The sequence below is a fragment of the Psychrobacter sp. I-STPA10 genome, assembly GCF_021012795.1.
GTDB lineage: Bacteria > Pseudomonadota > Gammaproteobacteria > Pseudomonadales > Moraxellaceae > Psychrobacter.
Window position 1 is genome coordinate 35852 of sequence record NZ_VFYU01000007.1, and the last position, 14117, is coordinate 49968.

The following is a 14117-nucleotide window of genomic DNA, read 5'->3' on the forward strand; positions in this document are numbered from 1 at the left end:
AAGCAAATCTATTTGTTATATAACTTTCTCAGTTTTTCTCTAACTTCTTCAAGTATTTTACCTAATTGATTTTTACCAAAACCATCAACCTCATGCCCCCAATAGCTATCACCAAGTGCATCATAGATAATTTTTTTATCCCCTGTTAATAACAGCAATTCTCGAATATCTGCGTGGGTTTCAAACTTTTTTAACACAGCATCATACATAATGTTATCTTTAACCTCTTCCCAATCCGAACGCATTGGATATTTTTTACTTCTACCCAGTATAGAGGCTATTTTTGGGGTGCTTGCAGAAAATATCTTTTCTTGATAATCATTGTCTGTAAACTTTTGGGCTTGATAATAGTGTTCAACTGATTTCCACCATCTATTATCCATCTCAAAACCATATAATGAAAAATTTGATAAATAACCAAATTCATCTTGTGGTAAATTAAATTTTATCGGCTTTTGTTTTTCATTAATATTATTATCTTTTACAATTTTGTTTGTAACATACCAGCACCACGCTTCTACACCACTATCTTTTATAGTGCTGTCTTTTATACTACTATTTCCTTTATCATTATTAGATATTTTTTCTATATTTTTATTAGAGTTGATACTATCAAATATTTCATCATATCCTAGTTTTGTTAAGCAAAATGGATACCATATGGCATTATTCCCCATACCTTCATTTTGTTCACCTATCATAAGATACTCATTAAGTATTTCAATAGGGGGAAAATAACCAAAGTATATAGAATCAGCAAATGTAGAAAATTTAGATATAAACTCATCTACTGGTAAATCAACCCACTTTTCTTGAGGCATCACCATATTGGTAACACAACATCTCATACGTAAAATAGACATTGATACTTATTCCCATATGCTCATACAAGCTACAAAGCGGGTTGATTTTATTTAACAATAACTCTCAATTATCCAACCAATGCTTAAAGTAAATCTAACGACGCATCATATTGGCAAAGCGCTGGAGCAAGCTGACATCTGCTTCATTTTTTAGCAATGCTCCATATAATGGCGGAATGGATTTTTCGCCACGTAGATTTTGCTCAAGCTCATCTTGTGCCATGTCATCGGCAAGTAATAAAGTCAGCCAATCAACCAATTCAGACGTTGAAGGTGGCTTTTTTAACCCCTGCACACTACGCAATTTATAAAATAAATCTAGGGCATCATTGACCAGTTTCTGTTGAATATTGGGGAAATGCACATCAATGATTTGACGCATGGTCTGTTCATCAGGAAAATCGATATAATGGAAAAAACAACGCCGTAAAAACGCATCGGGCAACTCTTTTTCATTATTTGAGGTAATAATCACTACAGGACGTTGCTCTGCATGAATGGTCTCCCCTGTCTCATAGACATAAAACGACATTTTATCTAGCTCATGCAATAAATCATTGGGAAATTCAATATCTGCCTTATCAATCTCATCAATCAATAACACACTGCGTTTTTCACTGGTGAAAGCCTCCCACAACTTACCCGGTTTAATATAGTTATTAATGTCATAAACCTTATCATCACCAAGCTGAGAGTCACGCAAACGAGATACCGCATCGTATTCGTATAAGCCTTGCTCTGCTTTGGTGGTCGATTTGATGTGCCAAGTAATCAGCGGCATATCCAAACTTTTTGCCACTTCTTCGGCAAGTAGTGTCTTACCTGTCCCCGGTTCACCTTTGATAAGTAGCGGCTTTTGTAGGGTCATGGCAGCATTAACTGCCAATTGTAAGTCATCAGTGGCGATATAAGATGAGGTACCCTGAAAGTTTTTTTGTGTCGTCATAAAGAATCTCTTAGTTAAAAATTAAACAGAATTGTTGTAAACAATGTAGAAGAATGGCTTTAGTGTACCGATAAAAAAAGACACCTTAAAGTGTCTTTTTTTATCATGCATCATAAATATGATGCTATTTCTATTTTTTTGGTTTTTTAGTCAAAGACTGCTCTGCATCTTCTAAAATATGGTCAGCAGTGGGATCTATATAGTTACCTGTGCTCAACTGCATTTGCGCGCGCTCATCTTTTGCTGCTTGTTGACGTGCTTTATTAAGGTTAGATACAACCAAACCACGAATCAAGCTCCAGATAAACCCTAAAAACAAACCAACTGAAAACACCACTAATATTGGCAGCAAATGTGCTAAAGCAGCTGCAGTGTCCTTCATTAACACCCCATAAACCACTCCAATACTGGCAGGTGCAATTTCTCCTGCATCACCCAAAGCCATACTGGGCGTGAGTAGCACCGCACATAATGCTAGCCAGCTCATACCACCCAATGGACGTGGCAACATACGAGCAACCAACAACCATAATAACAATACCACTACCGAAAAACCAACATACGCATACAATGGTAACTGCTCAGGTGGCACATCAGCCACAAAATGACTCCACCAAATAATTAAGTCACTTAAGTATTCACTGATGGTTTCCAGTGGTAATATTTGTATGATGTTATCTAACCAATCCATGCGACACTCTGTCAAATAAAATAATGATAAAAATCACTGGTAGCCTAAACAGCCATAAGCATGAAACTACCTTAACTTTTTATCTTTGCAGACAGCATTTTATCACGATGACATCAAAATGCGTAGTCTGGCTTATCCCTTACTTCTGATACTTGATATACTTAGTAAATAATGGTTACTTGATAACTGATACCACAAACCAACTGATTTAGTCATACTTTTTATCTTGTGCTTCTTTGGCACGTAACTCGGCTTGACGTCTTAGTACATCTTGTGGCGGCGTTTGTACAAAATAGCCTTGTAAAGATAGTTTATCTAACACCTCTTGTTTATCCACTCGGGCAAGCTTTGGTGTTTCTGCTAAATCTAAATGCATCACAAACTTACCCTCACCTAAGCTTTGGCGCAACTCTTTAGGCAATACTCCAAGCCAATCTTTTAACGCTTCAGTATCGTCAGGATAATCTGGACGGGCAATATAAACATACATCTCATCATGTTTGGGGAATTTATAAATATCACAGTGCATCACACTTCCTTTTATTTCTTAACCTTATCAACATCAAAAACGTCAATATTAAACTGTCTATTATAAGGGTATCTAGTAACTTTGGATATCAAAGAATCATGTGGGTAAACTTTCCTTGTAAACTGCCCTGTAAATTGCGCTTGTAAATTACCCGATTACCTTTCATAATAAATGCGTCTCTCAGGAGAGTGTCAGGTTTAAACATAATGATAACTGACCACCGAAGGCGCATCTACCCTGCCAATCGCTCAGGTAAATGGACTGAAAGACTCATTATTCATAGTGAAAAATCTGGAGAGTGGTGTCCACCATATTAATTAACAATAAGACACCCACCGAAGGGGCAAAGATAACTTAATTTGATCAGCTTTTATTGCTTAGACTTGATTTAAGTTATTGAAAATCTCAGGTTTCAGGACAGATAGGGCAAATAAAAGCAACAGACTAGCCATTTTTGATGGTATGGTGATGTTGGTTTTATTTGCCCTTTTTTATGCCACCCCCTCCAAGCCTCCACCTACAATAAGGGGAGGAACTGGTTATTAAACCTTTTCTTTTTAATTAAAAGAAAAAAGGTTTTAGGAAAAATTGGCAATATATTTCTTATTAACAACAAAGGACTTTGATTATGACCCTACAACGCACCCCTTTTTATCAAGCTCACCTAGATGCAGGTGGCAAAATTGTCAATTTTTCAGGGTGGGAGTTGCCCATTCATTATGGCTCACAGATTGAGGAACATGAAGCTGTCCGCACTGACGCAGGTATGTTTGATGTCTCCCACATGGTGGTAACTGATATTGAAGGCAGTGATGCAAAAGCATGGTTACAAAAACTGCTTGCCAATGATGTGGCAAAACTCAGCAGCGTTGGCAAAGCCTTATACACCGCGATGCTTAATGACGAAGGCGGGGTGATTGACGATTTGATTACTTATCGTATGAATGAGGAAGAAACTCAATATCGTATTGTATCCAATGCCGCAACTCGTGATAAAGATTTGGCACAATTTGAAAAAGTCGCAAAAGACTTTGATGTTACCTTAACCGAACGCCCAGAGTTGGGTATGCTAGCAATACAAGGTCCTAACGCCATTGCAAAACTAAAACAAGCCAAGCCAAACTGGACAGACGTTTTGGATAATCTTAAACCATTTGTGGGTTATGATTTGACTGACGTTGAAGGGCAAGATTGGTTTGTTGCTCGGACTGGCTATACTGGCGAAGATGGTGTGGAAGTGATTTTGCATAAAGACAATGCCATCGAATTTTTTAATCTTTTACAAGACAATGGCGTGAAACCTTGCGGACTTGGTGCAAGAGATACCTTGCGTATGGAAGCGGGCATGAACCTTTATGGACATGATATGGACGAGAGTATCAGTCCTTATGAGTGTGGTATGGCGTGGACACTCGCTCTAAAAGACGATAGAGATTTTGTCGGTCGTGACGCACTGGTGAGCAAACGCAAACAAGCAAAAGAAAATGGCACAGCAATGAAGCAAGTTGGTTTATTGCTTGAGTCAAAAGGTGTATTACGTGAGGGAATGAAAGTCACCATTAACCAAGGTACAGATAACTCTCAAGAAGGCGTTATCACCAGTGGCACCTTCTCACCGAGTCTAAAACAATCCATCGCCATTGCGCGTATTCCTGCCAGCGTTGATAGCGATACGGTACAAGTGGATTTGCGTGGTAAAGGTAAATTTGTTGATGTACGTGTGATTAAAATGCCATTTGTCAGAAATGGTAAAAAGCAATTTGATTAATTTTATCTAATAATTAGATACCAGTTCTATTACAACTTAACGAGGTAATTTATGCTTGCTGATGACGAAATTAAGCTAATTAATAATTTGCCTAAAAATGCTCAACAGCAAGTCGTTGAGTTTGCAGAATTTTTGGCAAATAAACAAAAAACCTATCCAACACAAACTATCAATGTCAGTGATGATAATGATATACAAGGTATAGAAAGTAGCTTTGGCTTGGTAACCGTTAACCACAATGTATCCTTAGAGGATATACAACAAGCCATTGAAGAAGAAGGTGGCAGACTTTGATTGCTTTAGATACCAATGTTTTGGTGCGTTTATTTGTCAACGAACCCAGTAATAATCAATCTAATTTAGTTCGTGAATTAGTGAAATCCGCTAAAGTAGTTTATATTTCTCAAGTGGTACAAGTGGAGTTAGTTTGGGTATTAAAACGAGCTTATAAAATATCAAAAGCAGAAATTTTATTGATATTAGAAAGTATGGCAAATCACTCAAATTATATGCTTGCAAATAGAGCTCAGTTTTTATCTGCTTTGCAAAAATATAAAACTGGAAATGCTGATTTTCCTGACTATTTAATTTTATCAAACTGCCAAAGTAACCATTATCAATTATGGACATTTGATAAAAAACTTGCCAAACACCCTGAGGTGGCATTGTTAGTGCAACACTAGCAAGCCATAGATAATGCAAAACTAACCATTGATTTTTAGCCAATGAAATGGCTACTATAGCCATTTAACCCTTATGTTTTTATTAGGAGAGTTCCATGAGCCATATCCCAGCCGAATTAAAATACGTTGCCAGCCACGAGTGGTTACGCCTAGAAGACGACGGTACAATTACCGTTGGTATCACCGAACATGCCCAAGATTTATTGGGAGACATCGTATTCGTTGAATTACCTGAAGTAGGCGCTACCGTTGCCGCTGATGATGAAGTCGCTGTTGTTGAGTCAGTCAAAGCCGCCTCAGACGTTTATGCCCCGATTACTGGTGAAATTGTCGCCATCAATGAATCACTAGAAGATGAGCCAGAGATTATCAACTCTGACCCTTATGGCGATGGCTGGTTCTTTAAAATCAAGCCTGACAATATTGATGATTATGAGAGCTTATTGACGGCTGAAGAGTATCAAAACGAGCTGTAATAGTTATTCGCTAACTTTTTTAGATTTTTATTAGGCATAGAAATATATCTGTTTTTATGCCTAACCCTTACCCCTAAAGCAGATATTTATTTTCTTTAAGTTTTTATTATGAAATATCCCCCTCCTTAACCCTCCCCCAAAGGTGGAGGGAACTGTTTCCCCTCATACTGAGAGGGGCTAGGGGGAGAGCGAAAAGCTGTGACAATTTATAAAAATAGCTACAGTATAAAAACTACCATGAAACATAGGAATTATTTATGAGTGATCAGATCGCAAATACTCCAGACACTTCAAATACTGCCTCACAAACTCTTAAAGAAAATCAATCTTCTGATAGTAATTCCACAAACAACAGCCAACCTTCTCAAAACTCTGATAGCAAGAGTAACAGTGCTAATAATAATGATAATAACATTGATTTTGCCACACCCAATCACACCCCACAGCTTGACGCATTTAAGCAAGTGGTGGAATCTCGGCGTTCGGTGCGTCGTTTTACCGATACCCCCATCTCTGATGAAGTGCTAGATGACTGCTTACGCCTTGCCATGCTTGCCCCTAACTCTAGCAACCTGCAACCGTGGGAGTTTTATATCATTGACTCAGCAACCATGCGTCAACAAGCCAACAAGATTTGTATGAACCAAAATGCTGCTAGAACGGCTGCTAGATTGATTGCAGTAGTCGCTCGTACCGATACTTGGCACAAACACGCCCAGCAAATTTTGCGTGAATACCCCAAACGACCCGTACCAAAAAAGGTCAAAGCCTATTATAACCAAGCAGTGACTATCGACTTTTTACGAGGCCCTGCCAATGTGTTGTCAGTAGCAAAATGGGGACTCATTCAAGGATTTAGACAGTTTAAAGGTCCTATTAAATCGCCTTATTATGATGCTGATGATGTTAAAAACTGGGCAAGCATTAACGCCTCTCTTGCTGCTGAAAATTTAATGCTAGCACTGCGAGCGTACGGTTTTGATAGCTGTGCGATGGGTGGATTTGATGAGCCTGCGATGAAAAAATTACTCAAACTTAGCGATAATCACCATATTGTGATGATGATTGCTGCTGGGGAACGTGCCGAAAAAGGTATTTATCATGAGCAGTTTCGTTTTGCTCAAAGCCAGTTTGTTAAGCGAGTTTAGTATTAACCCCACCTAACTAGGAATTTTTATGCAAAAACAGCAACACACTTTTGATAGTTTCCAAGACCTTTTTAACGAAGGTGAATTTATCCATCGTCATTTAGGCTCAAATGCCACCGAGCAAGCCGAACTGCTAAAAGCGGTGGGTTATGAAGATATGGATAGCTTTATTGACGCCACTGTGCCTGCCCCTGTACGTCTAAACAAAGCCCTTGATTTACCAGCCGCCATCAGTGAACACCATGCGTTAGCAAAATTACGGGCGATGGCAGATGACATCACTGTTAATAAAAGCTATATCGGACAAGGCTATTCACCTGTGCGTATGCCTGCGGTCATTCAACGTAACGTATTAGAAAATCCAAGCTGGTACACCGCTTATACCCCATATCAAGCAGAAATCTCACAAGGTCGCCTTGAAGCATTGTTAAACTTTCAACAAGTGTGTATTGATTTAACTGGGCTTGAGTTGGCAGGAGCATCACTACTTGATGAAGCTACCGCCGCTGCCGAGGCAATGGCAATGGCAAAACGAGTCAGCAAAAGCAAATCCAATCAGTTTTTTGTGGATGAACGCGTCTATCCACAAACCCTAGATGTGATTAAAACCCGTGCCAAATATTTTGGTTGGGACGTGGTGGTTGGTGATTTTGAAACCGCCAAATCAGGCGACTATTTTGGGGCATTGTTCCAATATGTTGGACGTGAAGGTGATGTGGTTGATTTAACTGACATCATCACTGCGGTAAAAGAAAACAAAACTTATGCCATCGTTGCCAGCGATATCATGAGCCTTGTATTGCTAAAATCCCCTGCCGATATGGGGGCTGATGTAGCACTTGGTAGCACTCAGCGTTTTGGTATCCCAATGGGCTTTGGTGGCCCACACGCCGCTTATTTTGCCTTTACTGACAAAGCCAAACGCTCTGCCCCCGGTCGTATTATCGGCGTATCCAAAGACGCTCAGGGTAACACTGCCCTACGCATGGCGCTACAAACTCGTGAGCAACATATCCGCCGTGAAAAAGCCAATTCTAACATCTGTACGTCACAAGTATTATTGGCAAACTTAGCCGGTATGTATGCCGTGTATCATGGACCTGTTGGGCTAAAACGTATTGCCAACCGTATCCATGCCTTAGCCAGTGCTTTTGCTGAGGTGATTAACAATGCAGATGCACCTTTAAACGTGGTTCATCAGCAGTTTTTTGATACCGTTTTGGTGGATTGTGGCAGTGAAAAACTGGCAACACAAATCTTTGAAAATGCCGAAAATGTGGGCTATAACTTATGGCGAATTGGTTCGGACAAATTAGCAATCGCCTTTAGCGAAACCAGCGACCAAACCGATTTTGAAATCCTAACACAACTGTTTGTTAATAAATCGCATAGCCTACCTGAGCAAGCAAGCACCACATTGGCAGATGAGTTATTACGCAAAGACGAAATTTTAACCCACCCTGTGTTTAACTCTCATCATACCGAACATGAAATGCTCCGCTACCTTAAATCGCTTGAAGACAAAGACTTGGCGATGAACCGTAGCATGATTTCATTGGGTAGCTGTACCATGAAATTAAACGCTACCAGTGAAATGTTGCCAATTACTTGGAATGAGTTTGCCAATGTGCACCCCTTTGCCCCTCGTGAACAGGTAAAAGGCTATATCGCCATGATTGACGGCTTGCAAGAGCAACTAAAAGCCATTACTGGCTTTGATGAGATTTCTATGCAACCCAACTCTGGGGCATCTGGGGAATATGCAGGCTTGCTTGCCATTCGCCGTTATCATGAATCGCTTGGGCAAAATGAGCGTAATATTTGCTTAATCCCACGTTCTGCACACGGCACCAACCCTGCCACCGCGCAAATGATGGGCATGAAAGTGGTGGTGGTCAATACTGATGACAATGGTAATGTGGACTTGGACGACCTAACCGCCAAATGTGAAGAACATAGCGAGCAATTAGGGGCGTTAATGATTACCTACCCATCAACACATGGCGTGTTTGAAGAAGGTATCCGTGATATTTGCGACCTAATCCACCAACATGGCGGACAAGTGTATATGGACGGGGCAAATATGAACGCTCAAGTCGGTATCATGCAACCTGCCGACGTTGGTGCGGACGTGCTACATATGAACCTGCACAAAACTTTCTGTATCCCACACGGTGGCGGTGGCCCGGGTATGGGACCTATCGGCATGAAGTCGCACCTTGCCCCATTTATGGCAAACCATAGTGTTAGCCCTGTGCATAATGCTCAAAATGACTGCACCGCTGTATCCTCTGCTCCGTATGGCTCGGCAAGCATTCTGCCCATCTCCTATATGTATATCACCATGATGGGACGTGACGGCTTGCTTGAGGCGACCAAATTGGCACTGCTAAACGCCAACTATATCGCCAGCCAGCTTAAAGATGACTACCCTGTGCTTTATACGGGTAAAAATGGTCGGGTGGCTCATGAATGTATCATCGACATTCGCCCACTTAAAGAGCAAACCGGCATTAGCGAAAGTGATATCGCCAAACGCTTGATGGATTATGGTTTCCATGCTCCAACCATGAGTTTCCCTGTGGCAGGTACCTTGATGATTGAACCGACCGAAAGTGAGTCAAAAGAAGAGCTTGACCGCTTTATCTCTGCCCTGAAACAAATCAAGCAAGAGGCATTAAAGGTGCAAAAAGGTGAGGACGGTTGGACACTTGAGGACAACCCATTGGTCAATGCACCACATACTGCATTTGTGATTGCTAGCGAGGAGTGGTCACACCCTTATAGTCGTGATGAGGCAAGTTTCCCATTAGAGTATGTGCGTCAGCATAAATTCTGGTCATCGGTTGGGCGTATTGATGATGTTTATGGTGATAAAAACTTGATGTGTAGTTGCCCTAGTATTGATAATTATGAGTAGAATTTAAAATATTCTTACTTTGAAATGTTTGCTTTAATAAAAAAGACACCATAAAGGTGTCTTTTTTATCTTAGTGTTTCACTAAAATCAAATCCTATACTGGCTCTAATAAACTAACAGACAAATCAACCTTTAAGGCTTGCATTAAACGATAAACTGTATCCCATGTCGGCTTAGTTTGACCATTCATGGTTTTATAAAGGCTTTCACGATTTAGCCCAGTTAATTTAGCCACATCTGACACCCCCTTTTTATCCACCAAATACCCTAAAGCATTGATAAAAGTTTGTGGATCATCATCATGCAAACAATCATTTAAAAATATCTGAATTTCAGTCTCGTTAGTGATGTAGTTAAAAGGGTTAAATTTAGTCGTTTTCATCATCGCCTTCCTTTTCATATTCTTGCAATAGCTTTTGGGCTTTTTCTATATCTCTGCTCTGTGATGATTTATCACCTCCTATCAATAAAAGCACCAATTTTTCACCTTTCATTGTATAGTAAATACGATAACCTGCACCTGTATTAATTTTTAGCTCACTCACCCCAGCACCGATAGATTTCGCATCACCAAAATGTCCTTGCTGTAAACGTAACAACCGTAATGCTATTAATCTAACCGCTTGAGTATTTTTCAGTTTCGACAACCATTTATCAAAATATTCTGTCGTTTCAATTTCTAAAGTCATAAATAACCCTTAATATCTACCTTCATAGTAGCCTATAGGCTACATTCAAGCAAGTTTTTTATGACTAAATTGCTAACGCCATCAGCATTGATATATCATCTCTTTATCTACCAAAAATAGGAATATAAATAATTATGGGACAAAAAAAAGAGATAGATAATGTCAAAATCACCAAAACAACTCATGCTAAATTATTACTACAACCCTTACCCATTAATGAAAATAAAAATATTTTGACACGAGGTCAGCAGTTATTGGTGATACTTTCTGAATTTGATAAAGATTTTATTAAAAACCTAGAAAATAGAAATGATTTACCTATGCAAGATAGAGAATCATTATGACCTATATGTTATTGGTTACTCATAATATTCTTGAATTTCAGCGAATAATTGGCTTAAAGGTTGAGGATTGGGTAACAGATTGACAATATAATAACTGTCAATATTTTGCTAATAATTAGCAACTCCCAACATACTAAAATGTATAAGACAAATGACAAACTCTCAACCCACCAAAACCATCTTACTACACGGTCTACACCAAACCACATGGGTGATGCGACCATTGGCAAAACGCTTGCAACAAGCAGGATTTGATACCCATTGCCACCGTTACTACAGTCTAAAAAACTCCATAAATACCCATAGCCAATCACTTAACAACTGGCTTAGCCAACACCATCACCCTCGTGACCCCATTAACTTAGTGGGGCATAGTTTGGGTGGTTTGGTGATTCGAGACTTTTTATCTCGCTATCCACAGTGGCAGATTGGGCGTTGTGTCACTCTTGGCACACCGCATACAGGCAGTGTATCGGCTGACTATGTTAAGCGGCTATTCTCTCCTTTGGTTAGACAAGCCTATACAGGGGCATTAAATGGTGACACACCTGTACTTGCTGATGAAGTATGTTTGGGGGTAATTGCAGGTAATAAACCACGAGGTGTGGGGCAGTTTTTTTTGCAAGATTATGTCAAGCGGCAACTGCTTGATGAAGACAAACGCCAGCACGATGGCAGCGTATTTTTATATGAAACTCGCCTGCCCAATGCCACTGACCACTTAATTTTGCCTGTATCACACACTGGTATGCTGATGGATAAAGAAGTGGCACAGCAGACGATTTATTTTTTAAATCATGGCAGATTTGATAAAGAGGCGACTTTTTAGTTTTTTAATAATACAACCGTAAAAATACAGGGTTTTATGAATCACCCATCTCAAAAAGATAAGCTTAATAAAAGATATATGCTCATTGGTCTTTTTTCCACTATCTTTGTTGCATTTTCATCTTATCGCAACTTTCAAATTCATGTTGTACAAGCTAATGAGCCAAAATTAATGCCCCTTTGGCTACTTGCCTTTGCAAGTGATAAGTCCGACATATCTGTCGATATATCCAACATAAACTTAGAAAACAAAAAAAACGATAAGAAAAACACTAAAGTAGACTATTGGGAAAAAATAGAATTAAAACAAGGAATGCCCATCGATGCATCAATTAATGATGAGCTGATGTTTAAATTTGATGCTCCAATAAAAAGCGCATTAACTCATCTATTGGTGGACTGTAAAAATCATACCTATCAAATACTCAATGCCAGCTACACTCTAGATAATGACAAAAAACGCTATATGAATACTAACGCAACACCAACAGCAGCTAAACTGATTACGCCAAATACTGCTGCTTACTATAGTGCTGACACTGCCTGCTATTTAAAGGATTTAAGTATAGAAGATAGGTTAACCACAGTTACCACAACTGATGCACAAACTTCGTGAGTTTAAAAAAATTAGATTCAAATAAGCGATAATAAACTAAGACTGAGTATTACCTAGCTGTTATCTAGCCATTATCTAACAGTCCCATACCCATTTTTAACTCTTCTTTATGCTGCTCAATGACTGGTATTAAGGTATTGACCACCCACTCTCGTCGCCACCCTTGCAGTCCTTCGGGTAGATGTTCAAGTGGCAGCTCATAAGCGACCACTTCATACAACTGGCTCAGCCACTTTTTACGCAGTAATACATTAGCGGGGACACCTATTTGCTGCTCATAGGCTTTAGTCGCCTGTTCAACTGCTTTACATAAAATCTTATTTTTGGAGCGATAAGGTGGCGTAATTCGGGCAGGTTGTTCAGCGGCACTCAACTGTCTAGCATCGTTCACGATGGTAAGTAGCTCTTCACCATATAAGCGCAACATACTGCGATACATTGAAGTTTTGTGTGCAAGCTGTTTCATATTCAGCGGCATCTCTACCACAATATCACGTACTGCTTGTTTTTTTAGAATAAAAGTTTTGGGTTGATTGGTTGCCCGAGCCAATGCCTCTCGCCATGCGGACACTGCTTGCAGCACAGCAAGCTGCTGCGTTGTATAACGATAATCTGCCATTGCCAGATAGGTTGCATCATCTTCAATATTTGCGCTGTCATACAACTCTTTAGCATACAACTGACAATCCTCAATCACTTTGGATAACAAGCCTTGCTGCTCAAGCTGCTGCTGCAAAATATCATGTAATGCCAACAGGTAGCGTACATCATCAATGGCATACTGCTCTTGCTCATACGTCAAAGGACGAGCCAACCAGTCTGACTGACTCTCACCTTTATCGACCTTAATTGCTAGCTGTTCTGCTAATGCTTGCTGATAGCCCATTTGTAGCTGCCCTGTCAGATAAGACAGCGCAATTTGGGTATCAAACACATTCGTTAATGCTTCACACTTTGACAACAAATAAAAGATGCCTAAATCTTCACCACAGGCATGCCATACCATTAATGGCATCTCTTCTAATACCACCCAAAACTCACTCAAATCAAGCTTGGGAGCATCAATCAGATAGATAGCATCACCTGTATTAATTTGTACCAGTGCCAACTTAGGATAATAGGTATCCCGTTTGATAAACTCGGTATCCAAAGCAATGCGCTCGCATGTTTCTAGCACATCTAGACAGTTTTCCAAGTCATCAAAGCTACGCACCCAATATACAGGCAAAGTGGCTGCCTTTTGTAATGTGGCGTGGATTTGCTTAGCATTAATTGGTCTATGTGGGTTATCAATAACAGCGACTTTGTGCACCAGTTTTTCTACTGAATCTTCTGTTGGTTTTGCTATTGAGTTGTTTGGCGGCGTAGGCTCTTTAGGAGCCGCCGTACTATGACTAGCGGGGGGTTTTGATGGTACATTTGGAGCAGTAGACACAAATAAGTTCCTTTTTAAATAGAGTCAATTCCATATCACTAAAACCATCAAATTAATTCCTTTATATTGATAATCGTTCTAGTGTGATTTGACTATAAAAACTATCCCCACCGTTGTCAATAGCAAGTAAAGTTCATTAAATAAAGACATTTAACTAAAACTACCTGCTTCATTGATAATA

At 39.7% G+C, this 14117-nt stretch carries 16 protein-coding genes and 2 riboswitches; of the genes, 9 read left to right on the top strand and 7 right to left on the bottom strand.

Annotated features, from left to right (window positions below; translation table 11 throughout):
- Positions 1-8: 8 nt before the first annotated feature.
- From FHK89_RS03420 to FHK89_RS03435, 4 genes are all read right to left on the bottom strand, one after another.
- Positions 9-863: an NADAR family protein gene (locus FHK89_RS03420; RefSeq protein WP_230656793.1), complete on the bottom strand. Its 855-nt coding sequence runs from the start codon at positions 861-863 to the stop codon at positions 9-11.
- A gap of 94 nt (positions 864-957) precedes the next feature.
- Positions 958-1809 (bottom strand): AAA family ATPase, encoded by an 852-nt coding sequence (locus tag FHK89_RS03425; protein ID WP_230656795.1) that lies wholly within the window; start codon positions 1807-1809, stop codon positions 958-960.
- A gap of 130 nt (positions 1810-1939) precedes the next feature.
- Positions 1940-2500, bottom strand: a complete 561-nt coding sequence (locus FHK89_RS03430) for a hypothetical protein (RefSeq protein WP_230656797.1) — start codon at positions 2498-2500, stop codon at positions 1940-1942.
- Positions 2501-2708: 208 nt separating this feature from the next.
- Positions 2709-3029 carry a YcgL domain-containing protein gene (locus tag FHK89_RS03435; protein WP_230656799.1) on the bottom strand — a complete coding sequence of 107 codons (321 nt, stop codon included), beginning with the start codon at positions 3027-3029 and terminating at the stop codon, positions 2709-2711.
- A gap of 171 nt (positions 3030-3200) precedes the next feature.
- Positions 3201-3303: riboswitch (glycine riboswitch) on the top strand.
- A 7-nt stretch (positions 3304-3310) separates the two neighbouring features.
- Positions 3311-3460: riboswitch (glycine riboswitch) on the top strand.
- Between the two features lie 197 nt (positions 3461-3657).
- On the opposite strand from FHK89_RS03435, the gene gcvT reads away from it, so the two are divergent.
- The 6 genes from gcvT to gcvP all read left to right on the top strand — a co-directional run bounded on the left by gcvT (position 3658) and on the right by gcvP (position 10024).
- Complete coding sequence (gcvT, locus tag FHK89_RS03440) at positions 3658-4797, top strand: glycine cleavage system aminomethyltransferase GcvT (protein WP_230656801.1); 1140 nt, start codon at positions 3658-3660, stop codon at positions 4795-4797.
- Between the two features lie 51 nt (positions 4798-4848).
- Entirely contained in the window at positions 4849-5091 is a 243-nt protein-coding gene (locus FHK89_RS03445; protein ID WP_230656803.1) for a DUF2281 domain-containing protein, read from the top strand.
- Positions 5088-5480, top strand: coding sequence for a type II toxin-antitoxin system VapC family toxin (locus tag FHK89_RS03450; RefSeq protein WP_230656805.1), 393 nt, complete (start codon positions 5088-5090; stop codon positions 5478-5480). Before FHK89_RS03445 ends, FHK89_RS03450 begins: the two co-directional genes overlap by 4 nt.
- A gap of 95 nt (positions 5481-5575) precedes the next feature.
- Positions 5576-5956, top strand: a complete 381-nt coding sequence (gene gcvH, locus FHK89_RS03455) for a glycine cleavage system protein GcvH (protein WP_230656806.1) — start codon at positions 5576-5578, stop codon at positions 5954-5956.
- A 257-nt stretch (positions 5957-6213) separates the two neighbouring features.
- Entirely contained in the window at positions 6214-7104 is an 891-nt protein-coding gene (locus FHK89_RS03460) for a nitroreductase family protein (protein ID WP_230656809.1), read from the top strand.
- A 28-nt stretch (positions 7105-7132) separates the two neighbouring features.
- Complete coding sequence (gene gcvP / locus FHK89_RS03465; RefSeq protein WP_230656811.1) at positions 7133-10024, top strand: aminomethyl-transferring glycine dehydrogenase; 2892 nt, start codon at positions 7133-7135, stop codon at positions 10022-10024.
- A gap of 94 nt (positions 10025-10118) precedes the next feature.
- Here gcvP and FHK89_RS03470 read toward each other — a convergent pair whose 3' ends face one another.
- A complete protein-coding gene (locus tag FHK89_RS03470; protein ID WP_230656813.1) occupies positions 10119-10406 on the bottom strand; it encodes an addiction module antidote protein in 288 nt (95 codons plus the stop codon).
- Entirely contained in the window at positions 10393-10713 is a 321-nt protein-coding gene (locus tag FHK89_RS03475) for a type II toxin-antitoxin system RelE/ParE family toxin (RefSeq protein ID WP_230656815.1), read from the bottom strand. Before FHK89_RS03475 ends, FHK89_RS03470 begins: the two co-directional genes overlap by 14 nt.
- Positions 10714-10847: 134 nt before the next feature.
- Between FHK89_RS03475 and FHK89_RS03480 the strand changes: the two genes are divergently transcribed.
- From FHK89_RS03480 to FHK89_RS03490, 3 genes are all read left to right on the top strand, one after another.
- Complete coding sequence (locus FHK89_RS03480; RefSeq protein WP_230656817.1) at positions 10848-11057, top strand: hypothetical protein; 210 nt, start codon at positions 10848-10850, stop codon at positions 11055-11057.
- Positions 11058-11208: 151 nt separating this feature from the next.
- The gene (locus FHK89_RS03485) at positions 11209-11886 is read left to right on the top strand and encodes an alpha/beta hydrolase (protein WP_230656819.1); all 678 of its coding nucleotides are present in this window, start codon (positions 11209-11211) and stop codon (positions 11884-11886) included.
- A gap of 36 nt (positions 11887-11922) precedes the next feature.
- Positions 11923-12501, top strand: coding sequence for a surface-adhesin E family protein (locus tag FHK89_RS03490; protein WP_230656821.1), 579 nt, complete (start codon positions 11923-11925; stop codon positions 12499-12501).
- A 64-nt stretch (positions 12502-12565) separates the two neighbouring features.
- Here FHK89_RS03490 and FHK89_RS03495 read toward each other — a convergent pair whose 3' ends face one another.
- Entirely contained in the window at positions 12566-13774 is a 1209-nt protein-coding gene (locus tag FHK89_RS03495) for a ribonuclease D (protein WP_442966555.1), read from the bottom strand.
- Positions 13775-14117: the final 343 nt, after the last annotated feature.